Consider the following 25,210-nt stretch of genomic DNA (forward strand, 5'->3'; position numbering starts at 1 on the left):
GGCAGGGGTGATTGATTTCCAAAGGCCAACGAGGGAAACCACTGACCATATCTTCATGAAAAGTGAAGTGAATACTGTATTCACTTTTCAAACATTAATACAATATTGAACAATAAACCTTAAAAGCAGAAAAGTAGACTATTATGATGACAAATCCCTGGCACAGTGTGAGTCCCGGATCTGAGGTACCACACATTGTAAATGCCATTATCGAGATTCCAAAGGGATGCCGTGCCAAATACGAACTGGACAAAGAAAGCGGCTTGCTGAAGCTGGACCGCGTTTTATATTCCTCTGTATACTACCCTGCCAATTATGGTTTCATTCCCCAGTCTTACTGCGATGACCATGATCCGCTGGACATCCTGGTACTGTCACAGGTGGAGTGTGTGCCGATGTGCATCATTGAAGCCAAAGTAATTGGTGTTATGCAGATGATAGACGGCGGCGAGGCAGATGACAAAATCATCGCCGTAGCTGCTAACGATATGAGCGTAAACCACATCAATGATATATCTGAACTGCCTCCTCATTTTATCGATGAAATGAGACACTTCTTTGAAGAGTACAAAAGACTGGAGAAAAAATCAGTGATCGTGGAAGAGTTCCAGAACAAGAAGAAAGCTGAACAGATCATTAACCAGAGCTTTGAAGATTACAGAAAAATCTTCAAACAGAGCTAAATAAATCAATTTCCGGATTGTTGATGTTGGAATTTTAGGTGTTGTTGACATCTCCCGAAATTCCAACATCAACAATCCGGAAGTTTTAGAAAAGTCTTTTGATGATCCGCAGCTGGTGCGTTCTGACGTGGGTATCCGCATTAATGATGCCCTGGTTATCGATCGGATCTATGCGTACCTTACCGGAAGAGTGGATGATCTCATGATCATTGAGCAACAGTCCTACGTGCGTGATCCTTCCTTCAGGATTATCAAAAAAGGCAAGGTCCCCCAGCCTGGCTTCCTGCAGAAAATCAACCGTGGCGCCCTGTGTAGCCTGTTGAGACGCATCACGGAGCAAAGGTATCCCGGACAGTTTAAATACATTTTGTACAAAACCGGAGCAATCCACCCCAAAGACATTCCTGCCACCCCAGAGATAAGCCGTATTCAGAAATTTCATAGCATCTGCCAGCAGATGTTTCGTATTGACAGGAGTGCCAGCTGCAGGCAGTGCGTGTGGTTTTTCCAATAAAGTCACCTGTGTATTTCCCCATTTTGCGGAAAGGTTGGTATACCCTTTCAACAAACAACCAAAGGGTACGATCATAGATTGACCGTTGAGCAGGATTTCATTGTTCCATTCCGGCAGATAGTGGGTAGCCGGGGCCTGGTATATCTCGTCGGACACTTCCTCGAGGTGAGACTGGGAAGCCCAGCCGGTATAACCGTCATACTGGTTCACCACTTCCACCCATCCGTCGGGGGCAGTGTTGATGATCTCCACACCTTCGCCCCAAAGCAGCTGGGAAATCATTTCACTTCTGTGTGCGGCGGTGGCCCTGAGGGGTGCTACAGGCACAACAACGATCGCGTATGGCATATTAATTGTATAATTCCGTTTTTTAATTCAATAATCTCGCGTCTGAATGAACTTTTTCCGCTTTTATACGTAAATATAGAGTATTAAGTTTATGCACCAACAGTTAACCAATTTAGCAGACAAGGAACTTATATCCCGTGCCCGGAAACAAGACCGGGAAGCAGAAGGTGTACTAATGGACAGGTATAGTCATTTACTGGTTGCCATTACACTGCCTTATCTGGATAAAGCCCCCAAGCCAGACCCCAACATCGTTTTTCCCACCCTTTTGCAACGGCTCAGCGCCAGTCTCAAAACCCAGACGATCTACAAAGCCAACGAATGGATATTGCATATACAGAAAGGATATTTCACTAATCCTGACAAAAATATCCCTTTCTACCCGTCACGGGATGGCAGGGACCTTTTGCATATTGAGAACAAAGTCGAAAAAGCAGGTACCAATATAATTGACCGCCAGGATCTGGCCGTAAGGCTGGAACAGGCCCTTCAGCGGATGAATGCCGACGACCGTGATCTGATAACGCAGTTCTATATTGATAATAAAAGCTTTGCCGATCTGACCGCTGCCATGGGAATCACACGTGAAAAACTGAGGAACCAGCTGAAAGCAGCCAAGGGAAAACTTGCCAAGCTATATATGAATCAGGGATATGTTTAGTAGTAAACCAAACAATGAAAAAATTTTAAAGGTATTTTCCGGCATCCGTTGTCTTAGTAAAGATCAGTTGCCCCGCTATATGGAAGGGAGGCTGACAGATATTGAAAAACACCTCGTAGAGCAGCATCTTGCCGACTGCGACCTGTGTTTTGGCGCGCTACAGGCGCTGGAACAGGAAACCGGCAACGAGCAATACCAGGACCTGACCGGAAAACTCCAGCGTTTTATACATGACAGTATACAACCGGTATCTCATGTCCATAAGGTAGCACAGTACACCAAAAAGGAAAAGACCAAGGAAAGCCTGCTGGTATATTTCTGGCTGATCGCCTTTTTGGTGATCGGCGTAGCCAGCGTGTACGTATTACGCGGCCACCTGCGCAACCAGCCACCGCCGCCGCCCCGTATGCTGGCGGCCGCCCAGCCTGCCGCAAAAGACTCGAACACGGCCACTCCCCCTTCCGGAGAAGTGACCAATCAGCCTATTGTAACATCTGAACAGCCAGCGCCGGCGCCCGGTCGGCAGACAGCCGCCACCCCTGCCACCATCACTCCGGCCACCAAGCCTGCCGCCACAACGGCTAATCCGCCTGCAACGGCTACCCCGGCGCCGCCACGCCCCACCGCCGCAGACTCGATCGCCAAAGCCAAAGCCGCTGCACTGAAAGCACAGCAGAAAAAGCATGCCGCCGACAGCATCCGCAAGGCCCAGGCCCTTCAGAAGCAACAGGACTCCCTGAAAAAAGAAAAGGAAAAGGGAAATGACAGCGGCGATAAAAAGCCGGAACCCCAACCTGCGCCCAAACAGGAAGTCAAAGAACCGGCACCGCAGCCTAAAAAAGAAGCCCCTCCCGCCGCTGAGCCCATCAACAGCGACGAATACCTCTATAAAGCAGCCATGGTGTACCAACAACAAGGCAACCTCGGCGAAGCTATTGACAGGTATAAACGGATTGCCTCCAACAGCTCCGGCAAATACGCAGAGATGGCCACCTATCAACTGGCTATCTGCTACCGCAGCAAAGGACAAATGAATAAAGCACGCCGGTTTTTCCGTGAAGTAATACGGATGGACGGCTCTCTCAAAAACAACGCGCAACAGGCATTGGACAGCATGTAAACAATTATAAATTACGAATTACGAATTGGAGTTTATCTTGTAGCCAAGTCTGCAAGTGAATACATATTTGTAATTCGTATTTTTGTGGAATTTAGCGCTGTCTGCATCTTACAGGCAGCATTCTTTTTAGCCTGTGAATAATCCAGCGATACAACAACTGACAGACCAGGAGTTACTGCAACGGTTCAAAACTGATCAAAACAGTGAATGGATAGGTGTGCTTTTTGACCGCTATGCCCTGTTATTACTGGGTATGTGCATGAAATACCTGAAAAACGAAGAAGATGCACGCGACGCCGTGCAACAGATCTTTCTAAAGGTATTATCTGACGTCAATAAACATGAGATACAGTTTTTTCGCGCCTGGATATACCAGGTAGCAAAAAACTACTGCCTCATGCAGCTACGGCAGCATCACCTGAAATACCGGGAAGAGATTACCGATAAACATGCCGGGGAACTGGCCGCTGATCCGGAAGACCAACGGTCGCATCAGGAAAAAGACCTGATGCTTAACAACATGGAACAAGCCCTGGCTTTTCTGAGCCCGGAACAGAAAATCTGCGTAGAGCTCTTCTACCTGCAAAAGAAGTCCTATCAGGAAATAGCCTCACAGACCGGTTACAGCCTGTTACAGGTAAAAAGCTATATCCAGAATGGTAAACGTAATCTCAAATTAATACTGGAAAAACAACAACGCGCAAACAAGCGTTAATTTGCATCAAATACGATATGAACGAGCATTTCAATGATATATTTGTTACTACGGGCTGTCCCACACAACAGCAGCTACTGGACTACGTGCAGGGCAAGCTGTCTGCGGAAGAACGGCATGAAGTGGAAATGCACCTGACTGATTGTGAATTTTGCAGTGAAGCTCTGGAAGGCCTGTCTAACATCAAAGACAAGGAAAAAATCCCCGGCTGGATCAGCGAAATGAAATGGGACCTCCTGAAAAAATTACGGAAGAAATACCGCACCCGCAGGAAAACGGAAAATTATATATCCCTTGCCGTTATCATCCTTTGTATCATTTTCCTGGTACTGGCGATATTCTGGGCATATCATTTTGCAGTAAAACATTAAGTTCCGGAGGATTTGAAAAGTGGAGAACTGTCAGGGTTAAACTTCTTCAAATCTTCCGGTCGTCTCTCCCGGCTAATACAGGGTTTTGTTATTCATAGCCGCCCATTGCCGGAACACTTCCAACGCATTTTCATCCCGCAAAGCTATCAGCGGGATTTTCTTTTCTTCATGCGGCTTTGTGATCTCGCGATAAATAAAAGAGTCATCGAAATTGATGGCAGCAGCATCTTCCTTGGTATTAGCATAATACACTTTTGACGGCCGTGCCCAATAGATAGCCCCGAGGCACATGGGGCAAGGCTCACAGGAGGTGTATATTTCGCAGTCTGTCAGCTGGAAAGTGCCCAGCCTTTTACAAGCATCACGGATAGCCATTACTTCCGCATGGGCGGTAGGATCATTTTCACACAGCACCTGGTTCCATCCTTCTCCCACGATCTCCTCCCCTCTTACCACTATAGACCCGAAAGGGCCACCATCCCCCTGCTCCATTCCCCTGCGGGACAAAGCCACTGCATATTGCATGAATTTTCTTTCTCTTTCTCCGATCATAAACGCTACAAATATTGGTTCATTCAAATTTACCGAAAAGAAGGCATAAAAAAACCCCGCGAAGAATCGCGGGGTTTATCGTTAACTATGTATCGTCGTATTTAGAATTGCTTGTATTATTTGTTTCTGATGACTACCACGCCGTCGAACACATCGATCAGCACGGGCTTGGATTTATCAATGTCACCTGCCAGTATTTTTTTGCTAAGCAGGTTGATGATTTCCTTCTGTATTAATCTTTTCAGCGGCCTTGCACCAAACTGCGGATCATAACCCTGTACAGAAAGATACTCCAGCGCATAGTCAGAAAATTCCAATATCATGCCACTTTTTGCCACCATGTCCTTCAGTTGCTGTAACTGAATGTTAATTATTCCTTTAATTTCATCACGCAGCAGTGGCTGGAACATGATCACTTCATCCACCCTGTTGAGGAACTCCGGTCTGATGGTTGTACGCAGCAGTGCCATCACTTCTTCTTTCGTCTTGTCTACTACTTCCTCTCTGTTGGAATCGTTAATGTTTTCAAAATTTTCCTGGATAATATGGCTGCCCATATTGCTGGTCATGATGATGATGGTGTTTTTGAAATTCACCACGCGGCCTTTGTTATCGGTCAGACGGCCATCATCAAGTACCTGCAACAAAATGTTAAAAGTGTCGGGGTGTGCTTTTTCGATTTCATCGAGCAGCACTACAGAGTAGGGCTTACGGCGTACGGCTTCTGTCAGCTGACCGCCTTCATCGTATCCTACATATCCCGGAGGCGCGCCCACCAGGCGGCTTACGGAATGTTTCTCCTGGTATTCGCTCATGTCGATGCGGGTCATCATCTGATCGTCATCGAACAGGTATTCTGCCAATGCCTTGGCCAGCTCGGTTTTACCCACCCCGGTTGTACCCAGGAAGATAAAAGAGCCGATAGGCCTGCGCGGGTCCTGCAAACCGGCGCGGCTGCGGCGGATAGCATCAGACACGGCGATGATGGCTTCTTCCTGTCCCACTACACGGCGGTGCAACTCTTCTTCAAGGTGCAGCAGCTTGTCTTTTTCACTCTGCATCATCTTCGCCACAGGGATGCCGGTAGCTTTGGCCACATTCTCCGCAATATCTTCCGCATCTACTTCCTCTTTAAGAAGACGTTTGTTATGCGCAGATATTGTACTCAGTTCTTCCGTCAGGTCCTGTACCAGTTTTTCCTGTTCTTTCACCTTACCGTAGCGTATTTCCGCCACGCGACCGAAATCACCGTTACGTTCCGCCTGTTCAGCTTCCAGTTTCAGGTTTTCGATGGCCGACTTAGCACCCTGGATCTTGTCCACCACTTCTTTCTCTGCCTGCCACTTGGCTTTGAACGTATTACGTTCTTCGCTGAGGCGGGCTATTTCTTCACTCAGTTCCCTGAGTTTATCTTCGTCATTTTCTCTTTTGATCGCTTCTTTTTCGATTTCCAGCTGACGTATCCTTCTTTCCAGTTCATCCAGTTCTTCCGGCATGGAGTTCATTTCCAGCCGCAGTTTGGCTGCGCTTTCATCAATCAGGTCAATGGCTTTGTCAGGCAGGAAACGATCTGTGATATAACGGTGCGACAGTTCTACCGCGGCAATGATCGCTTCGTCTTTGATCAGCACATGGTGATGGCTTTCGTACCTTTCTTTCAGGCCGCGGAGGATGGAGATGGCGTCTTCCACGCTGGGCTCGTCCACCAGCACTTTCTGGAAGCGGCGTTCGAGCGCTTTATCTTTTTCGAAGTATTTCTGGTATTCATTGAGCGTGGTAGCGCCGATAGCACGGAGCTCTCCACGGGCCAGGGCGGGTTTCAGTATGTTGGCAGCGTCCATGGCGCCTTCCATGGCACCGGCACCGATCAGCGTATGGATCTCATCAATAAAGAGGATGATGTCGCCATCACTGTCTGTCACTTCTTTCACCACTGCTTTCAGTCTTTCTTCGAACTCACCGCGGTATTTGGCACCGGCCATGAGCGCGCCCATATCGAGGCCGTAGATGGTTTTTGATTTCAGGTTTTCCGGCACGTCGCCATTGAGGATACGGTGTGCCAGTCCTTCTACGATAGCGGTTTTACCTACACCTGGTTCACCTACCAGTATCGGATTGTTTTTAGATCTGCGGGAGAGGATGTGCAGGGTCCTGCGGATTTCCTCATCGCGGCCTATCACCGGGTCCAGCTTGCCTTCGCGGGCCAGCTCGTTCAGGTTTTTAGCGTATTTCTGTAATGTATTGAACTGGGTACCGCCGCTTTGGGAATTAACGGTTTCGCCCTTACGTAATTCTTTGATGGCTGCTTTAAGGCCTTTCTCTGTGAGACCGGCATCTTTCAGCAGTTTGGAAGTATCATCGCTACCGCCGAGGAGGGCCAGCAGCAAATGCTCCACGCTTACAAACTCATCTTTAAATTCCTTAATAGTAGCGCCTGCACGCAGTAAAGCGTTGTTGGCGTCGCGACTCAATACCTGTCCGGCTTCGCCGCCCACCATTTTGGGATATTTCTGCAACTGCTCATTGAGTTTGGTATTGAGCAGGCTGGTATTTACAGCATTCTTTTTCAGCAGGTATTCTACCGGGCTGTCATTGTCTTCCAACAAGGCCTTTAAGATGTGCCCCGTTTCGATAGCCTGGTTTTGGTTATTAAATGCCAGTTGCTGCGCCTGTTGCAGTATTTCCTGCGATTTTATAGTGAAGTTATTCAGGTTCATATAGTAATGTTTTGCTCCTTTTTTTAGTGATTTACAAACGTGTTGTAGTATTAACAAAGCCTGAACCAATGTTGTTTTTCGGAAATTATGACATATTACGTATAAGTTTCCTGCATTTTTAGCAGAAGATAAGGTTATTAACTGTTAAAATAGCATGAAAGACTTTAAATCAGCGCCGTATATTAGCGTTTCTCTAATATGTGAGCGATGAAATCTATCAACCTCTATCTTCTCCTGCTGATGTCCCTGGCGGGACCGCTGGCTTCCAAGGCCCAGGAACGTGTGTCTAACGACACCGTATATATACCGGCAGACATCCGCACCGGGGACCCATTGCCGCCTGATGGCAATACCATCCGGCTACAGCATATGCTGCGGGAGAAACGGGCAGCCTATCCCGGTAAAACACTGGCTATCATCTTTACGCAGCCCGGCACCTGGTACCTGGACACCACGCTGGTCATCACACCGGAACTGGCCAACGGCAACGGCAGCATTGTATTTATGCCTGCCAACACGGGTGACAGCATCACCCTCAGCGGCGGCCAACCCATTAAAGTAAAATGGCGGCGCTGGAAGAAAGGTATCTATAAAGCCAGGCTTGACCTGCCTTATAACTTTGATCAGTTGTACATCAATGATGAACAACAGGTACGCGCCCGCTACCCCAACTACGACAGCAGCGCAAAGCACTACAACGGCAGCGCCGCCGATGCGCTCAGCCCTGAAAGGATAAAAACATGGAAACATCCGCAGGGCGGATATGTGCACGCTTTGCACAAGGGAGAATGGGGCGGTTACCATTACCGCATCATCGGCGTAAATCCCGACAACACCCTGCAACTCGAAGGCGGTTATCAGAACAACCGGCAGATGGGCATGCACGCCGGCCATCGTTTTGTTGAGAACATTTTCGAAGAGCTGGACACCACCCGCGAATGGTTCTATGATCAACCTGATAAAACACTGTACTATAAGCCGGCACCCGGTACCCGCCTGTCAAAAGCCAGCGTAGTAGTATCACGGCTGCTACAGGTGATAGCCCTCAAAGGCAGCGCAGACAATCCGGTACGGAATGTGACCATCGCCAACCTGCGCTTTGCACATACCGCCCCAACGTTTATGGATACACGGGAACCGCTGCTGCGCAGTGACTGGACCATTTACCGCGGCGGCACCGTCCTGCTGGACGGCACCGAACACTGCACCATCCGGGACTGTGAATTTGACCATAACGGCGGCAACGCTGTTTTTGTAAGCAACTATAACCGCCACGCCCTCATCAGCGGATGCCACATCCATGATGCCGGCGGCAGCGGCATCTGCTTTGTCGGCAATCCGGACGCCGTTCGTTCACCGTTGTTTGAATACAATGAGTCACAGCCACTGGCTGCCATCGATACCGTACGCGGCCCTAAAACCAACCACTACCCGGACTCCTGTACAGCCTACAACAACCTGATTTACCGCACCGGCACCATCGAAAAACAAACTGCCGGCGTGCAGCTGTCCATGGCGACGAACATCAGCGTACTGCATAACACCATCTATGACGTACCCCGTGCAGGCATTAACGTGAGTGAAGGCACCTTTGGCGGGCATGACATTGCGTATAACGATGTATTTAACACAGTCCTGGAAACAGGCGACCATGGCGCATTCAACTCCTGGGGCCGCGACCGTTACTGGCATCCGGACCGCCGTACCATGGACAGCCTTACAGCAGCACACCCGGAGCTTATCCTGCTGGACGCCATCTACACCACCCAACTGCATCACAACCGCTTCCGCTGCGATCACGGCTGGGACATCGATCTGGACGATGGTTCCTCCAATTACTACATCTACAATAACGTGTGCCTGAATGGAGGGCTTAAACTGCGCGAAGGTTTCTACAGGACTGTAGAAAACAATGTTATTCTCAATAACTCTTTCCATCCGCATGTATGGTTTAAAAACAGCCATGATATCTTCCGGCACAATATTGTCACCGGCCCTTACAAACCTATTGGCATCCATTACTGGGGCGATGAAATTGACAACAACCTGTTCCCGGCAAATACAGCCCTTCCCACGGAAACAGACAAACATTCCGTTAGCGGCGATGCGGGATTCGTCAACCCGATTGCAGGAGACTACCGGGTGAAAGCCGCCTCCCCTGCCCTGCGCATATTGTTCAACAGCTTCTCCATGGACAGTTTCGGCGTAGTATCCCCCGCACTGCGCCAGCTGGCGAAAAAAGCGCCGTTGCCCGTACTGGCACAACAACGCCTGCTTACCACATCTGAAACCACCTGGCTGGGCGCACGCATCAAAAACATCGAAACATTGGGAGAACGCTCCGCAGCAGGGTTACCGGACGACAATGGCGTGTACGTCATCAGCGTGCCGGACAACTTTCCTTACCAGTTGCAGGCCGGTGACGTGATTTTAAAAGTTGGAGATACAGCGGTGGAAAAAGTAAAAGACTTTCTGAATACGTATAGCCGTCAGGGTGACAGACGGGAAAAACTGACTATTTTCCGGAATCAGCGTCTGCAAATTATTGGTCCCCAGGGCTGAAGCCCTGGGCTACAATTAGATTTGGTTGTCTCTTGCGGCAGTGGGGATATTACATGCAGTAGGGTTGATAGGTGTTTGGTGCGGAGGTTGACAGGTGTTTGGTGCGGAGGTTGATAGGTGTTTGGTGCGGAGGTTGACAGGTGTTGGTGCGGAGGTTGACAGGTGTTTGGTGCGGAGGTTGATAGGTGTTTGGTGCGGAGATTGACAGGTGTTTGTGTGGAGGTTGATAGACGTTTGGAGCCGGGATTGTAACAAAAGTTAAGGGCAGACACTTTGAGGTGTCTGCCCTTTTTTCAATCATCCTTCTATCAACACTTAATATCATCTGTACTTTCTTCCGAAATCCGAACAAAAAACCGAACATCAAAAAATGTTACATCCATTCTTTTACCAGCGCTTCGTGTTCGCTGATCCATTGTTTTACAGCGGCGTCTTCTTTTCCGTCGGCATCAGCCATGACGTTCATGAGGGAGCTTAATTGTTCCGAATTGAGTTTGAACTTACGGAAGAAGTTAACCGCTACGGTGTCTTTCACGGTGAATTCGCTGTTGGCGATGGTCATGATTTTCTCCATGTCGCCGAATATCATTTTAGGATCTTCAAGGAAACGAAGTTTGAAACGGGCGAACATGTGATGCGGCGCCCAGCCTGTTACCACTATTGGCATTTTTTCATCGATACTTTTCTTCAGGGTGGCCATCATAGCCGCTTCGCTGGAGGATTGCAGCTCATAGTCCAGATCGTAGGCGCGGATAGCGTCTTCCGCTTTGGTCATGATACCGGCGCCGGCATCGATGCCTACCACTTTACCGCCGAAAGCAGGTTTCTGTTTCGCCAGATCTTCGATGGTACGGGCGCTGACATAGTCAGGCACTACCAGGCCAATCCTGGCGCTGTCGAAGTTGGTATTAAGCACGGTGACTTTATCACCGAATGTTTCCATATATGTTTTATGGGTAACAGGCATCCAGGTGTCCATGAACACGTCGGCATCGCCACCGGCGACAGCTGCGAAGATGGGCGCTACGTCGGCATTTTTGAGCGCGACAGTATAGCCTTGCTGCTCCAGGAGCACTTTGGCCAGGTGGGTCATGGCCACCCCTTCCGCCCAGTTGACATAACCGATGGTAATTTTCCTGGTGCCTTTTTTATCGCCCTGCTGACAGGCAGCGAATGTCAACGTTACTGCCGCCAGTGCGAGGAGAAGAATTTTTTTCATACTATCTTTATTTAGCGTTTTTCTTTAATTTCTTTTTACCGAACGATTGTGTGATACGGTCCAGTATAATGGCCAGTATCACTACAGCGATACCGCCTTCGAAGCCCAGTCCTATTTTGAGCTGGGTAATCCCTTTCAGGACAATTTCCCCGAGTCCGCCCGCTGCGATCATTGCTGATACCACTACCATAGAGAGAGACATCATAATCGTCTGGTTGACGCCAGCGAGGATAGTCGGCAGTGCCAACGGCAGTTCCACTTTAAAGAGCAATTGCCGCGGCGTAGCGCCAAAAGAACGGGTAGCTTCCACAATATCTTCCGGCACCTGGCTGATGCCCAGCGTGGTCAGTCTTACCGCAGGCGGCATAGCAAAGATAATGGTCGCAAACACACCGGGCACTTTCCCCAGCCCAAAGAAAAGCACCGCAGGGATCAGGTACACGAAGGCAGGCATGGTTTGCATGAAATCGAGCAACGGGCGCATCACGCGACCGGCGGTCCTGCTTCTTGCCGCCCATATGCCCAGCGGAATACCGATGATCAGCGCAATAAATGCCGATACCAATATCAGGGAGAGTGTTTCCATGGTAGGCGCCCAGTAGCCCATCGCGTAGATCAGGGACAGGCCCAATGCCGTAACCACGCCTATGCCCCATCCGGCCCGTCGCCAGGCGAGGATGGCCACCAGTGCGATCACCACATAGAAGGGAAGGAAGGTGAACAATCCCACCACCCCGTCTACCATGGTTTCCACGCAGGCTTTCACCATCTTAAAGAAGGGGCTGAAATTGTGCGTGAGCCAATTAATAAATTGTTCTATATATTTTCCGATTCTAATCATACAAAATTCGTTTATGCTTGCGGGTTAGTCTGGCTACCCGTGGTTTCAATTATCAGGGATGTCTGGGATATCAGCCCCAGCAGCTTGTTATTGGCGGGGTTTACCACAGCCACCGGTTTATCTGTTTCCGCGATGAAGGGCAGCATCTGTTCCACGGTGGTATCCGGGTGTGCTACCGGCACATCGCGATGGATGACCGCTTCGATCGTTTTATCGCCCCGTTGTTTTACTTCCAGCACTTCGTGGAGGTATACAAAACCGAGGAAATGTTTATCTACCGTAACGGCTGGCAATATTTTAAGGCCGGTGGCCCTCATTTTACGGAGACTGCCTTCGGGGCCGTCTTTCCGGAAAACGGCCGTCGTGGGTTTGGTGTCCATGAGAGAAGAGGCGGTGATGATCGCTTTGCGGTCAACCTTCTCCACGAAGGAGCTCACATATTCGTTGGCCGGTGCCGTGAGGATTTCTTCAGGGGTACCGATCTGTATCACTTCTCCGTCTTTCATGATCGCGATGCGATCGCCGAGGCGTATGGCCTCATCGAGGTCGTGGGTGATGAACACAATGGTTTTATGCATTTTCTCCTGGAGGTCCAGCAGTTCATCCTGCATCTGGGTGCGGATAAGCGGGTCCAGGGCAGAGAAGGCTTCGTCCATGAGCAGCACTTCCGGCTCGTTGGCCAGTGCGCGTGCCAGGCCTACGCGTTGCTGCATACCCCCCGAGAGTTCAGCGGGCATCATATTTTCATAGCCTTTGAGGCCTACCAGTTCGATAACATTACGCGCCTTCTCCAGTCTCTCTTCCGCCGGCATGCCTTGCAGCTCGAGGCCGAAAGCCACGTTCTCCAGTACAGAGCGATGCGGCAGCAAACCGAATTTCTGGAACACCATGGCTATTTCCTTGCGGCGTACCTTTTGCAGGTCGGCATCGGCGAGGGCCGTGATATCCACGTTATTGAGCAACACTTTGCCCGCACTGGGTTCTATGAGCCGGTTCAGGCAGCGCAGGAGGCTGGATTTACCACTGCCGGAGAGGCCCATGATTACAAAAAACTCTCCTTTTTCAATTTCAAAGGAAGCGTTTTTCACGCCGACGGTAGCACCGGTACGTTCCAGTATGTCCGCTTTTGACTGGCCCTGCTGAAGCATCTGCAGCGCCTCTTGTTGTTCGCGGCCGAAGATCAGCGTAAGATTTTCTATTTTTAGTTTAGGCATCATCGTGATTTTAGCGTTTAGAAATAGTACCCGATGTTCAGGTTCAGGCGGCTGTGCCAGCGGGCATCGGGCGTACCGGCAGCCAGGGCTTCGTTCCATACAGGTCCCAGCCAGGGATGGTTTTTACCGGCGGCCCAATCCACATAAGTAAATATGTGGCCTGCCGTGATCATACATCCCAGCACGTTCATCTGGGAATTGTAAAGTCCTTTGCCCTGTTTCTGCATATAGGAGTAATCGTTATAAAACGTTAATGCACTGACAGGTCCCCAGTGGACCGGCTGTGTATAAGACAGGGATGCCGTGTGCATAAATGCTTCCGCGGCTACCTGATAAGACGAGCCATAGGCCGCCATTTCCACATGGTCCGCCAGTTGGGCAGAATCGGCCACATTATAGCGGTAGTACATGGATTGCAGTTTGAGGTTCCAGCGGTCTTTGTTCAGGTTGCTGTGTACCGCTGCGGCCCAGTGGCTTCCCATGTTTCCGGAGGGGATGTTATACAACCCGCCCAGCATTACGGAAGCGCCTATACTGTTATTTTTATTCAGGAAATATTCCACGCGGGCATTTCCCTGATTGACTTCTTTATTGCGGCCAGCCACATCGTAAGAGTAGCGGCCGGGGTCAATGGCCGACTTATCGCCGAAGCTGAGTTCTTCCGCGTTCTTGAAGAATGCCAGCTGATACAGCCAGCGGTTGGCGCGGCGTTCAAACTTGATCCCCATATCATAGTCATCTTCTTTCCCAACATAATAAGGCAGGTTAAAAAACCAGCTGTGTGAGTTGTAGGTAACGTTACCGAAGGGTACCTGTGTAAGGCCTATGTCGAGGTGCGTACTATCGTTGAAGTGATAGCGCACATATCCTTCCTTGAGGAAGCTGCCACCAAAATCTTTTGAGTAAAAGCGGTATTCAGCGTGCAGCGATAATTTTTTCCAGGACGCGTCCGCATTTACGCGGAACATGTCGAAGCCGAAATCACCTCCTCTTTTCATCTGTTCCTTTTTCCAGGACGAGAGGTTATAGTTGAAGCGCAATGCGCCTCCGATGTGAAACGTGGGTTTATCTGTTTTTCTGGTTTCCGTACTATCCTGTGCAACAATAACCAAACTAGGCAAGAGAAGCAATAAGCATAGCAACAACCAATGCAATGATTTTATCATAGTCATTAATTATTTAATATGTTTAAGCTGATCTATTCCCGGGCGACATAGGGGACCTATGAGCATGCCACTGCACTGTTGACAGCGAGCGTAAAAGGAAAACCGGGCGCGAAACGGCCCGACAAATGATCAAATTTCCAATAATATTGACTGTTATAGCGTAATGCGTTGTGCTCGGAAGGCACTTTTAAACAGTCGGGTTTTGCGTTAAGCTTTGCAAAAATACGAAAAAATGGCTCCGCTGCCAAGCATTTTTTGAAAAACATCAAACAACCTCGCAAAAGAGATTGTTATAAGTTCGGTTGAATTCCAATCTGTTCCAGCAATTTCTTCATCATTAAACCCTACAATTATGTCATTTGACTTACTTGAAAGTGCAAAAAGTATTTTTAACAGTAATGTCGTTAGTCAGGCTTCCTCACAACTGGGGGAGAGCGAAGGCGGCATCCAAAAAGCATTAAGTGGGATTGTACCGGTCGTATTAACGGGACTGTTAAATAAAGCCGGTTCAGGTGGAGACGCCGGTGGTTTACTGAATATGATCAAGGGCGTGGCAGGCGACGCTAATCCGTCAGCCGTGGCGGGCGCCTTGCAAAGTGGCGGTGGCGGCCTGCTGGCCAAAGGCGGGGACCTGCTGCGCAGCCTCTTTGGCGACAAAATCAGTTCTATCACGGGCATGTTGTCTTCCTTCGCAGGCATCAAGGAATCTTCTGCCAGCACCTTATTGCAGACAGCCACACCAGCCACATTAGGCGCAGCAGGACAATATGCGGCACAAAACAACCTTACCCCCAATTCTTTCCTTTCCTTCCTGAATACACAAAAAGACAGCATCCTAAACGCCGTGCCCGGCGGCCTTAACCTGGCCGGCATGTTGGGCCTTTCCAGCCTGGGCGATCTTGGCAAAAAACTGGGAGGCCTTGCTGCAGGCATTGGCGGAGCAGGTATTGGGGCCGCCACCGGCGCTGCCAACTCCGCGATCAACACGGTGAAACAAAGCGGCGGCGGCAGGTGGATATGGTCACTCCTGCTGATACTGGTGGCCATCATTCTGCTATGGTACCTGATGAGGGGCTGCGGAGGCAATAAGCCTGAAAGCACCACCGCCACCGATAGTATTACCACCAGTCAGCTGGCAGATTCCGCAGCCACGCATGTAACAGAAGGCGGTCCTGTTGTCAGCCGCGAGAATATCCAGGTGACACTGCCCGATGGCACCGTGCTTCAGGCCTACAAAGGCGGCATTGAAGACCAACTGGTGACTTTCCTTAAAGACGACAGCCGGCCGGCCGGGAAAGATGTATGGTTTGATTTCGATAACCTCAATTTCAAAACCGGCAGCGCAGAGATCACACCGGAAAGTATGCAGCAGGTGAAAAACATCGCTGCCATCCTCAAAGCTTTCCCTAAAGCTAAAATCAAAATCGGCGGCTACACCGATAAAACCGGCGACAGCACCAAGAACCTGAAACTGTCGCAGGAACGCGCCACAGCTGTGGAAACAGCCCTCAAAAACGAAAAAGCGGACATGAAACAGCTGCTGGGCGCCGAAGGTTATGGCTCACAATTCGCCAAAGCTGAAGCCACCGCTCCTGATGAAGAAAGGAAAAAAGACAGGCATATCTCTGTGAGCGTACGGGAAAAATAAACTGTGAAGGTCATGATTATCACTGATTCGCCTGATTAACGAGAATCTGTGCGAAGTTTTATAAAACAAAAAGCGTCTGACAAATCTAATGTCAGACGCTTTTTGTTTTTCGCTTTTTGTTTTTATTCCTTCACCAGCACCATCCGGTTGCGGTCTGCACGGTAGATGGCGGTATAGAATTTTGCAAATTCGTTGTATTCAGCGGCGGGGAAAATACCAGCTTTCCGCTGCAATTTGCGTATATACGTAATGGTGTTACCTTTCATGGCAGCGGTGGCACTGTAGCTGCCGAACTTCGTTTGCAGGGCAACCGGCGCCGGCATTGCTTCTGCTTTGTAACCTTCCGGCACTGTAATGCTGACAGAATCCACATGTTCAAAAGCGAATTTCAGCACTACATCAGAGATACGGTTACTATCCGGTTCCAGTTTACCTACCCTGCTCCGGTTAAGGATATTGGGCACAATAAAAATACGTTTGCCCGTGACCGTAGCATAGGCATTGCAGTTAAGGTCCAGCTGTTCTTCAATCTCCGGAATGAGCGCCGGCAGCTCGCGGCAGTCAAATTTACCTACATCATAACTTGACAAATCGAGGGATTTGCGCATCATCTCCAGCTGTTTGTCTTTGCTGTACACATGCAGCGCTTCATGCAGCGTTTCCTGTTCTTCACCGCTACGCATGGTAACAGCAGAGACCTTCAGGTTGCCGTTGTCCTGCATAACCGCATTGACAGTACGTACCTGCCGGTTGTCTTTCATGCCCAATGCGGGCGTGTGCACCAGTTTACCCCCTTCTTCTGTGAGCAATAGTACTGCACGGTCTGACGTGAAGCCGCTCAGGTATCCGGCAGGAAGCGTATTGCTGGTACATTCCAGCCAGGTGGTATCTTTGTCCGGCACACACAGGATCACATGATTGAAGTCATCATCCGGAAATTGTTCATTAATATATTTCTCCCCCTCTCCTGCTTTTACCCAGGCACAGTAGGATTTAATGCCCGCCTCTTTCAACAACGCCATCATGTAGTTAGATAAAGCCTTACAATCGCCGTACCCCTTTGCGGCTACAGTTTTAGCGTCGAAAGTCTGCAAGCCGCCGATACCCAGCTGAATGCTGATGTAACGGTAGTTTTGCTGCAGCCATTTATAGAGTACCTGTATCTTCTGTGCTTTGGAAGACTGACCAGCTGTCAGCTCCTGTACTTTCTGTTTGATGTTGTCCGGTAACTCATCTCTGCCGGCATTGATGGTGTAACCAAATTTACCCAGGCCTTCCCAGGTGGTACCGTTGCCCTCGTAATCATCGAACTTAAAAACAGAAGGCGATAACAACACGTTGGCGCTCAGCTCCACAAATTCCCTGGAATAAGGTTCCCCTGTAAACGCAGGAATATTTTTCACTTCCCAGCTGTATGCTACCTTTCCTTTTTCAGCCACCTTTGGCTCGCCGGCAGCACCGGAAGCCAGGTAACGTAATTTGTAGCCTACAGGCGTTTCCACCACAAAGCGGGATAGTTCCACTGTACACTCTTTTATGACCTGAGGCATCCAGGAGCGGAGATGATAGGTGTTATTCACCCGTTCTTCCACTTCATATTCCACCGTATAGGGGTAGATGTTATGATAGAACCGGTGTACTTTATAGCGGGTGTCTGTCATCAGGCTGCCATCACCGTCTACGCTCAGATCTTTGATATCCGACTGTTTCAATCTTTTCACCAGTTTACCGTCAGCGTCGTATAACGCGCCGCTGATGGACCTCACATCGACCTGTTTGTTATATGACTCTACGAGCGTACTGGCCTCAGCGCCTTCTTCATCGAGCACGGTGAGCACATAGTGGGTAACCACATTCACTTCTTTCGGACCGGAGATGGTCTGGACAATCTCCTCGAACCGCTTCACCAGGTGGGCATTTTCCCGCATGGAGTCCGGGATGGCCTTCACAGGATACACCGGGTCGCCGGCCATCAGCCTGGTACAGCATAACAATGCGGCTGCAAGGGATGACATTATTTTATACATGGGGGTTATTTTTTCTTTTTTAACACGATCTGTTCGGCCTGTTTTTTTACGACCAGGTCGAAAAACTCGCGCAGGGACGGATAGTCTTCCGGCGCAAAGTTAGCTTTGTTGAGTTTCACACGGGAACGCAGCTGGATGTGGTTATCCTGTTGCTGGATCAGGTACTGGAAAATGCCTTCCTCTTCGTTGTACTTTGCGATAGCTGGTTTCGGCAGCTCATCTATTTCATATCCCTCGGGCAGTTCCATATTCAGCGAATAGATTTCGTCAAACACAGCGTTCATTTCAACCGGGAATTTGCGCTCCGCGGATTTGAAGATGTTGGAACGGTTGGCTTCCGTAAACATCGGGTTGATATAGATCAACTGATCGTTGTCCAGCCTGATTTTGAAGTCAAACTTGACCATTACCGGCGATTCCAGTGTTTTCAGGTCTTCTATTTCCTTGTTGGCCAGTTCCACTTCTCCCACAAAGCCTTTGCGTATATTGTCAAAGAACTCGTCCTGATTTTTTTCCTTTACTGTTTTGCGGACTTTATAAGATTCGAAGTAGGTAGGTCTTTGCTGGAAAGAACCTTCTATCATACCGTTTTCGATTTTGCCCAACATCACGCTGGTGAACTTTTGTTCGCGCAGGGAATCGGCTTCGAAAGACACGCCGGTAGCGCCTTCATCCACAATACGGGCAGGCCCGTTGTAGCAGTTGGGAGAAAGGCGGGCAAATCCCAGCAATGGGTCAGAGGCGTCGAGGCTGACGAACTTATCGTTGAGGCGTACCCCTGCGATGGTATAGTTAAAGCGGGCCAGCAGCGGATAAAACGGATAGATATGACCGTTATCCCGGGTGCTGAGGATCACCGGCCAGGCCTCCAGTTTCGCTCTTTTCAGCATAGCCACCAGCAGCAGGTTCACTTCCGCCACGGTACCGTTTTTACTGTTATAGATGGATTTCAGTGTCCTGAAAATCCATACGCCGGAATGGTCCGTGCAGGTGAAATTGCTTCTCACCCAGTGATAGATCGCATTTGCTTTTTCTTCGTCTGTTTTGGCGTCTTTCACCAAACCGTCCACCACATCACCCAGGAAGCCGTTGTTATTACCAAGTGCAGAACCGAAGTTTTCATCTTTCATCAGTTCTTCCATCAGTTTGGGCCAGGTATTGGTTATCGGCTGGGGAGGCCTGTTAGGCCAGTTGATGGAAGCCAGCTGGAATTCTATCCGGTTGACGTAGTTGTCCGTTGTGGTGATAAAATCTTCCTCACGCATGGCCGGCACGTTTTGCAGGTACCATTTATAGATCATGACGCTGGGCGTAACGGTGGTCACTTCAGACGGTGAGCCTGCGGAGCCGCCATAACCGTTGCTGGCTTCCGAGCGGAAAGTCAGTGTAGTACGGCTTTGTTCCTTGGAGAACACAAATTTCTCATATCCCTGGGGAATCTGGATGTAATCGAAATATTCCGGAATACCTACACTGTATTCGCTGTAGCGGACAGGGTAAGGTCCCTGGAAGTCCCACGAGCGCAGGTGCTGGTAGTAGGGAGACAGCACCGTATAGGTGTATTCGATAATGGTGCCTTCTTTCACGGCAGGAATCGCGAATTTCTTCACGACGATGTTCTTATCCTGTTTGTCTGTGAAGACGTTTTTACTGTCCATTTTCGTTTCCACGACCTCTCCGTTTTCGAGGTTGTAGGCAGACGCTTTCAGGTTCTGCACCTTCTCCTCTTCGGAGCTGCCTTTGTGCAGTGTGATTTTTACCGTGGCCAGGTCGTACGCGTTTTTGTCTATGATCTTGATACGGGCATGGACTTTATACACCATACGGAACCAGCTTCCATCGGATTCAAAGCGGGAAGAACCGATCCTGGCCAGGACGATAGCATGTGCTCCGGAATCGCCGGCTACAGGAGGTACGGTAAAATCTTCCTTGGAAACTTTGCCATATTTTATTTTAGCGCCATCCTGCGCAAGGGTTGTTATGGCATACAGACAACCGATGATAAAGGTTAATAAACCGGACTTGCAGTTCATACAGGTATAGGGGATTGAGCCACGAAGATAATAGAAATTATGCATCGCGTGTTTGTTATCCGTAATTTTGCGGGGATGAACAACACCTTATATATCAAACAGCTGGCGGCTGAACTGGGTTTCGACCATTGCGGCATTGCAAAGGCGGAGCAGTTGGACGATGATGCCCGCAGGCTGGAGCGCTGGCTCAATAAGGGAATGCATGGCAACATGCAGTACATGGAGAACCATTTCGACAAACGGATAGATCCCCGTAAACTGGTGGAAGGAGCGCAATCGGTGATCACGCTGTTATTCAACTATTTTCCTTCCGAAAGGCAGCGGCCGGATGCTCCTCAAGTTTCCAAGTATGCCTATGGACAGGACTACCATGAAGTGATCCGGGCGAGGCTCAAAACCATGTTGCTGCGGATGCAGGAGCATATCGGGCCGGTGCAGGGACGCGGTTTTGTAGACTCTGCCCCGGTGCTGGAGCGCAGCTGGGCCCGCCGCAGCGGCCTTGGCTGGATTGGCAAAAACGGGAACCTCATCCACAAACAGGCGGGTTCTTTCTTTTTCATCGCCACGCTGATCACGGACATCCCGCTGGAATATGACAGCCCGGTCGGTGATTATTGCGGCACCTGTACCCGTTGCCTGGACGCCTGCCCCACCGGGGCGCTGGTAGCGCCCGGCGTGGTGGATGGCAGTCGTTGCATTTCTTATTTTACGATAGAGCTGAAAGAGCAGCTTATCCCTGAAAAGATGCAGGGGCAGTTTGACGGCTGGATGTTTGGCTGTGACACCTGCCAGGATGTTTGTCCCTGGAATCGCTTCTCCAAAGCCCATTCCGAAGCGGAATTTGCGCCTATACCGGCTATTCTCAATTTCAGCACGCAGGACTGGGAAGACATGACAGAAGAGGCTTTCCGGGAAATATTCCGGCACTCGCCGTTAAAACGCAGCAAGTATGCCGGTATCCGCAGGAATCTTCATTTTCTGAACCCGAAACGTTAACGTTTCGCCGGTATTTGTTTTTTAAGCCACGCTGTGAGCGCCGCAGCTGCCTCATAGTTGTGGTAGTCTGCAGGCAACCTTTTTCCATCTACATATTCGTTGTAGAACCAGGGGTCGCCCACCGCGAAGACCGTCCCCTTCCCTACTTTGGCCACCGCCATGATGTTAAAGCCGTTGTCCTTAAAAACAGCCCTGGCAGGCGCTTTCAGCGTAAGCGTAGACAGTTCCTTAATATATACTTTCCCTACTCCCGGGAAGATCTCATGGTTTTGCGGCAATACAAAGGCGCCTTGTTCCCAGTTACGGCCCTGTACACGGTTTCGGCTGTCGCCATTAAAATGAATCCCGAACTGTTCACTGAGCAGGTTGAAGTGATCAAACTCCGCATTGAGCGAATCATTTTGCAGCAACACGAGGACGCCACCTGCTTTCACCCAGTTGTAGATAACTTTAGCTGCTGCCGCGTCCATATAATTGGGTGCGGGTGATTCCTTGTCTGTGTCCGGGTCGATGATCATATAGATATCTGATTTGCGGAGATTGGCCGCAGTAGGCGCATCGTGGAGGGTATCGCGGCGGATGCCGAGCGAGTCGAAGATATGGCCCCATATGGACAGGCCGCCGCTTTCGTCTTCCTCCCAGATATAGTGCCAGCGGACGGTATTACCGGCTTTGTCTTTTTTATGTTCGTAATTGTAGTGGTAATCCAGCGTCACGACCGGCTGGCGGCGCTCCTGCTGAGCGCTGGCAGTAAGGGCAGCCAGCAGGCAGCCAAATATTGCCACGAGTAATTGTTTTCTCATCACATGGAATTAGGGCTAAAAAATACAGATTATCCTTGTAAAAGGGTAATACTATCGTATTAAATTATCCGCATATATTGTTAACAGGATTCATTTATCTTTTAACAAAATAATATCTGCTAAATACTTGACAATGGATTTAGCATCACCTACTTTTGTACTCAATAAATGCTTTCAATCAATTATATATATCCCGGCTTCGCCGGAAGATAACTGATTCAGCTTTTTATGGACCTGAGTGCCATAACGTGGAATTTTAGCGATAAAGGTCGAATTCTTTCGACCTTTTTTCTTTTGGGGAAGGTATAACCGGCGTGGCTATACGTATACTTTTTTACGCACGTTTTCCCTTTTGCCGGATATTTCCGGAAATCATGCAAAAGCACTATCTTCAGCGACCAACTTCAACACTTCACAACCGTTTTGTCATGGAAATAAAAGTATTGACTGCGCCGGGGCTTGGCAGCTCTGGTCCTTTGCACTGGCAGACACTCTGGGAGCAGTCCATACCGGGCACCCGGCGGATAGAGCAGCATTCATGGGACCGGCCTGTTTGCAGCGACTGGGTGGCGGCCATTGAAGCTGCCGTGGCAGAAGCTGGTCCGCAGGTGGTCATTGCAGCGCACAGCCTGGCTTGTATAGCGCTGGCGCACTGGGCGGCGCAAACGCGGTTGCATATCACCGGCGCTCTGCTGGTAGCTCCCGCCGATGCGGAAAGGCCGGAATTTCCGCCGGAAGCCACCGGCTTCACGCCTGTTCCTTTACAGGAGCTGCCCTTCCGCAGCATTGTGGTGGCCAGCACCAATGATGAATATTGCAGCATTACCCGTGCATCTTTCCTGGCTTCACAGTGGGGCAGCCGGTTTGTCAATGCCGGTCCCAAAGGGCATATCAACGCCAGTTCCGGCCTCGGCGAATGGCTGGAAGGACAGCGGCTGCTGAAAGAACTGGTACAAAACTGGCCTACCCTATAGCCCGTTTTTTTATCCGCAGCTCCTAAATCGATTTTCTACAGGGAATCAAGGTGGACAATTAACATAAACATAAAACAGGGAGCCCTACAGGAACCCATCCAGCAACTACCTTTGCCCCTTCGTTTTCATAGTTAAGCCGTTAAAATCCAGACAATTGAAAAAAATCATTCTCTTATGCACCGCGTGGTTGTCGGTTAACACCTACGCCCAAACGAAAACCTACACCCTGGCCAACGCCCATTCCCATAACGATTACGAACGTAAAACACCATTCTACCAGGCGGCCGCCCTGCAGTTTGGTTATATAGAAGCAGACATCCATCTGAAAGACGGTGAGCTGTATGTGGCCCATGACACTCGGGACATCAGGCCCAACCGGACTTTCAAAGCATTATACCTGGAGCCGGTGCTCCGGCAGTTTGCCCTCAACGACGGCAAAGCCTATGTTGACGGCACCCCGCTGCGGTTGCTGGTAGACCTCAAAACTGCCGGCGTGCCTACGTTACAGGCTTTGCAAACATTACTGCTGCCTTACCGCCAGTACTTTGATCCGTCCGTAAATCCCAATGCCGTGCAGGTGATTCTTTCCGGAAACATTCCGCCGGTAAGCGCCTGGTCAGATTTCGACAAACTCTTTTTCTTTGACGGCCGTCCCGACAGCACCTACCCTGCTGCCGTAAAACAACGCGTGGCGCTCGTCAGCACCGACTTCCACCTGTACAGCAAATGGAATGGCAAAGGCACTTTCCTGCCGGCAGAACTGGAAAAAGTAAAAGCGGTGATCTCCCAGGTCCACCAGCAGGGCTTTCCTTTCCGCTTCTGGGGCGCCCCTTCCGCCAAAACATGTTATTACAAACTGATGGACCTGGGCGCTGATGTAATTGGCACCGACTATCCCGAAGAACTGGCAGACGTACTTAAAAACACGGCCCACACCAGCACCGGTAATCTGCCCGTACATCCGGTGTATACGCCGACATACGCCTCCGACGCCACCCGTGTGAAATCCAAAAATGTTATCCTGTTCATCGGTGATGGTACCGGTCTGGCCGAGATGTTTGCCGGCTATACCGCCAACAAGGGCGATCTGAACCTGTTCCGCATGCGGCAGCTGGGCTTGTCCAAAACAGCTTCCACCGATAACTATCATACAGATTCCGCCGCAGGCGCCACCGCTCTGAGCTCCGGTTCCAAAACCAACAACCGGGAAATTGGGATGGACAATACCTACCATGCTATCCCGGTATTGCCGGAGATACTGGCTGCCAAAGGTATTCCCAGCGGCGTTATTGTGACCGAAGAAATTACCGGCGCCACGCCGGCAGGCTTCTATGGGCACACCGCCGACCGTGACAACACACAGGTGCTTCATCAGCAACTGATCAGCAGCAAGCTACAGCTGGCCGTTGGCGGCGGCAAAGAAGATTTTGCCCGCGATGTAAAGGGTGACCTGCGTCAAACACTTGCCCAGTCCGGCATCCGTTTCTATGACGATCTCAATGCCTGGGACGCCACCACGCAAGGCCGTACCCTCGTTATCCTTTCCGACAAAACCGTTACCTCCATGCGTGATGGCCGTGGTCCCTATCTTAAAAACGCCCTTAAAAAAGCCTTGCAGCAGCTCAACGCTTCCGGCAAAGGTTTCTTCCTGATGGTGGAAGGCTCCCGCATAGACCATGGCGGCCATCATAACGATCTCGACTACCTCGTGCGGGAAATGCTGGACTTCGACGATACCATCGGTGAAGCGCTGCGTTTTGCTGATAAGGACAAACAGACCACCATCATTGTTACCGCAGACCATGAAACCGGCGGCCTGGCCCTGATGGACGGCAGCATCGCCAATGGTACGCTGCGCGGGCATTTTGCTACCAACGACCATACCGGCATACCTGTGATGGTTTTTGCGTATGGCCCTAACAGCCAGGAGTTTCAGGGGGTGTATGAGAACAATGAAATTTTCAGGAAGATATTAAAAGCGATGAAACCATAACCGATCCTCTGAATAACAAAAAACAGCAGCCACCGACGTGTTGTCGGTGGCTG

Annotated in this window: 20 protein-coding genes; 10 read left to right on the forward strand and 10 right to left on the reverse strand. The window is 50.0% G+C overall.

Features of this window, described 5'->3' with window-relative positions:
* The first annotated feature begins 143 nt into the window (after positions 1–143).
* Positions 144–683: an inorganic diphosphatase gene (locus tag HGH92_RS01350; protein WP_211092508.1), complete on the forward strand. Its 540-nt coding sequence runs from the start codon at positions 144–146 to the stop codon at positions 681–683.
* 85 nt (positions 684–768) lie between these two features.
* Here the strand turns inward: HGH92_RS01350 and HGH92_RS01355 are convergent, their stop codons facing one another.
* Positions 769–1,545 (reverse strand): C40 family peptidase, encoded by a 777-nt coding sequence (locus HGH92_RS01355; RefSeq protein WP_168868973.1) that lies wholly within the window; start codon positions 1,543–1,545, stop codon positions 769–771.
* A 91-nt stretch (positions 1,546–1,636) separates the two neighbouring features.
* Between HGH92_RS01355 and HGH92_RS01360 the strand changes: the two genes are divergently transcribed.
* From HGH92_RS01360 to HGH92_RS01375, 4 genes are all read left to right on the forward strand, one after another.
* Complete coding sequence (locus HGH92_RS01360) at positions 1,637–2,206, forward strand: RNA polymerase sigma factor (protein WP_168868974.1); 570 nt, start codon at positions 1,637–1,639, stop codon at positions 2,204–2,206.
* Positions 2,199–3,326, forward strand: a complete 1,128-nt coding sequence (locus HGH92_RS01365) for a tetratricopeptide repeat protein (RefSeq protein WP_168868975.1) — start codon at positions 2,199–2,201, stop codon at positions 3,324–3,326. Before HGH92_RS01360 ends, HGH92_RS01365 begins: the two co-directional genes overlap by 8 nt.
* Positions 3,327–3,459: 133 nt before the next feature.
* Positions 3,460–4,041: an RNA polymerase sigma factor gene (locus tag HGH92_RS01370; RefSeq protein WP_168868976.1), complete on the forward strand. Its 582-nt coding sequence runs from the start codon at positions 3,460–3,462 to the stop codon at positions 4,039–4,041.
* A gap of 17 nt (positions 4,042–4,058) precedes the next feature.
* Complete coding sequence (locus HGH92_RS01375; RefSeq protein ID WP_168868977.1) at positions 4,059–4,412, forward strand: anti-sigma factor family protein; 354 nt, start codon at positions 4,059–4,061, stop codon at positions 4,410–4,412.
* A 72-nt stretch (positions 4,413–4,484) separates the two neighbouring features.
* On the opposite strand, the gene HGH92_RS01380 is transcribed toward HGH92_RS01375, so the two are convergent.
* Together HGH92_RS01380 and clpB are read right to left on the reverse strand one after the other, a co-directional pair.
* Entirely contained in the window at positions 4,485–4,964 is a 480-nt protein-coding gene (locus HGH92_RS01380; RefSeq protein ID WP_168868978.1) for a nucleoside deaminase, read from the reverse strand.
* A 116-nt stretch (positions 4,965–5,080) separates the two neighbouring features.
* A complete protein-coding gene (gene clpB / locus HGH92_RS01385; RefSeq protein WP_168868979.1) occupies positions 5,081–7,681 on the reverse strand; it encodes an ATP-dependent chaperone ClpB in 2,601 nt (866 codons plus the stop codon).
* 207 nt (positions 7,682–7,888) lie between these two features.
* On the opposite strand from clpB, the gene HGH92_RS01390 reads away from it, so the two are divergent.
* Positions 7,889–10,243 (forward strand): PDZ domain-containing protein, encoded by a 2,355-nt coding sequence (locus tag HGH92_RS01390; RefSeq protein WP_168868980.1) that lies wholly within the window; start codon positions 7,889–7,891, stop codon positions 10,241–10,243.
* 373 nt (positions 10,244–10,616) lie between these two features.
* On the opposite strand, the gene HGH92_RS01395 is transcribed toward HGH92_RS01390, so the two are convergent.
* Genes HGH92_RS01395 through HGH92_RS01410 form a run of 4 tightly spaced genes read right to left on the reverse strand, consistent with a single transcriptional unit; the run spans position 10,617 to position 14,638 of the window.
* Positions 10,617–11,462: a glycine betaine ABC transporter substrate-binding protein gene (locus HGH92_RS01395; RefSeq protein WP_168868981.1), complete on the reverse strand. Its 846-nt coding sequence runs from the start codon at positions 11,460–11,462 to the stop codon at positions 10,617–10,619.
* Positions 11,463–11,469: 7 nt separating this feature from the next.
* Positions 11,470–12,303 (reverse strand): ABC transporter permease, encoded by an 834-nt coding sequence (locus HGH92_RS01400; protein ID WP_168868982.1) that lies wholly within the window; start codon positions 12,301–12,303, stop codon positions 11,470–11,472.
* Positions 12,304–12,314: 11 nt separating this feature from the next.
* Positions 12,315–13,520: a glycine betaine/L-proline ABC transporter ATP-binding protein gene (locus tag HGH92_RS01405; RefSeq protein WP_247654802.1), complete on the reverse strand. Its 1,206-nt coding sequence runs from the start codon at positions 13,518–13,520 to the stop codon at positions 12,315–12,317.
* A 14-nt stretch (positions 13,521–13,534) separates the two neighbouring features.
* A complete protein-coding gene (locus HGH92_RS01410) occupies positions 13,535–14,638 on the reverse strand; it encodes a hypothetical protein (protein WP_211092509.1) in 1,104 nt (367 codons plus the stop codon).
* Positions 14,639–15,035: 397 nt separating this feature from the next.
* Between HGH92_RS01410 and HGH92_RS01415 the strand changes: the two genes are divergently transcribed.
* Positions 15,036–16,331 carry an OmpA family protein gene (locus HGH92_RS01415; RefSeq protein ID WP_168868984.1) on the forward strand — a complete coding sequence of 432 codons (1,296 nt, stop codon included), beginning with the start codon at positions 15,036–15,038 and terminating at the stop codon, positions 16,329–16,331.
* Between the two features lie 122 nt (positions 16,332–16,453).
* Here the strand turns inward: HGH92_RS01415 and HGH92_RS01420 are convergent, their stop codons facing one another.
* Positions 16,454–18,358 carry a DUF3857 domain-containing protein gene (locus HGH92_RS01420; protein ID WP_168868985.1) on the reverse strand — a complete coding sequence of 635 codons (1,905 nt, stop codon included), beginning with the start codon at positions 18,356–18,358 and terminating at the stop codon, positions 16,454–16,456.
* 5 nt (positions 18,359–18,363) lie between these two features.
* Positions 18,364–20,391: a DUF3857 domain-containing protein gene (locus HGH92_RS01425; RefSeq protein ID WP_168868986.1), complete on the reverse strand. Its 2,028-nt coding sequence runs from the start codon at positions 20,389–20,391 to the stop codon at positions 18,364–18,366.
* 75 nt (positions 20,392–20,466) lie between these two features.
* Here HGH92_RS01425 and queG point away from each other — a divergent pair, with 75 nt between their 5' ends.
* On the forward strand, positions 20,467–21,387 hold the full coding sequence (gene queG / locus HGH92_RS01430; RefSeq protein WP_168868987.1) for a tRNA epoxyqueuosine(34) reductase QueG: 921 nt from the start codon (positions 20,467–20,469) through the stop codon (positions 21,385–21,387).
* Here the strand turns inward: queG and HGH92_RS01435 are convergent.
* Positions 21,384–22,190 carry a DUF4350 domain-containing protein gene (locus HGH92_RS01435; protein WP_168868988.1) on the reverse strand — a complete coding sequence of 269 codons (807 nt, stop codon included), beginning with the start codon at positions 22,188–22,190 and terminating at the stop codon, positions 21,384–21,386. The two genes, queG and HGH92_RS01435, sit on opposite strands and share 4 nt — an antisense overlap.
* 374 nt (positions 22,191–22,564) lie before the next feature.
* Between HGH92_RS01435 and HGH92_RS01440 the strand changes: the two genes are divergently transcribed.
* Both HGH92_RS01440 and HGH92_RS01445 read left to right on the forward strand, forming a co-directional pair.
* On the forward strand, positions 22,565–23,164 hold the full coding sequence (locus HGH92_RS01440) for an RBBP9/YdeN family alpha/beta hydrolase (RefSeq protein WP_247654803.1): 600 nt from the start codon (positions 22,565–22,567) through the stop codon (positions 23,162–23,164).
* 154 nt (positions 23,165–23,318) lie between these two features.
* A complete protein-coding gene (locus HGH92_RS01445; RefSeq protein ID WP_168868989.1) occupies positions 23,319–25,157 on the forward strand; it encodes an alkaline phosphatase in 1,839 nt (612 codons plus the stop codon).
* Positions 25,158–25,210 lie beyond the last annotated feature (53 nt).

It is taken from the genome of Chitinophaga varians, assembly GCF_012641275.1.
In the GTDB taxonomy this organism is placed as follows: domain Bacteria; phylum Bacteroidota; class Bacteroidia; order Chitinophagales; family Chitinophagaceae; genus Chitinophaga; species Chitinophaga varians_A.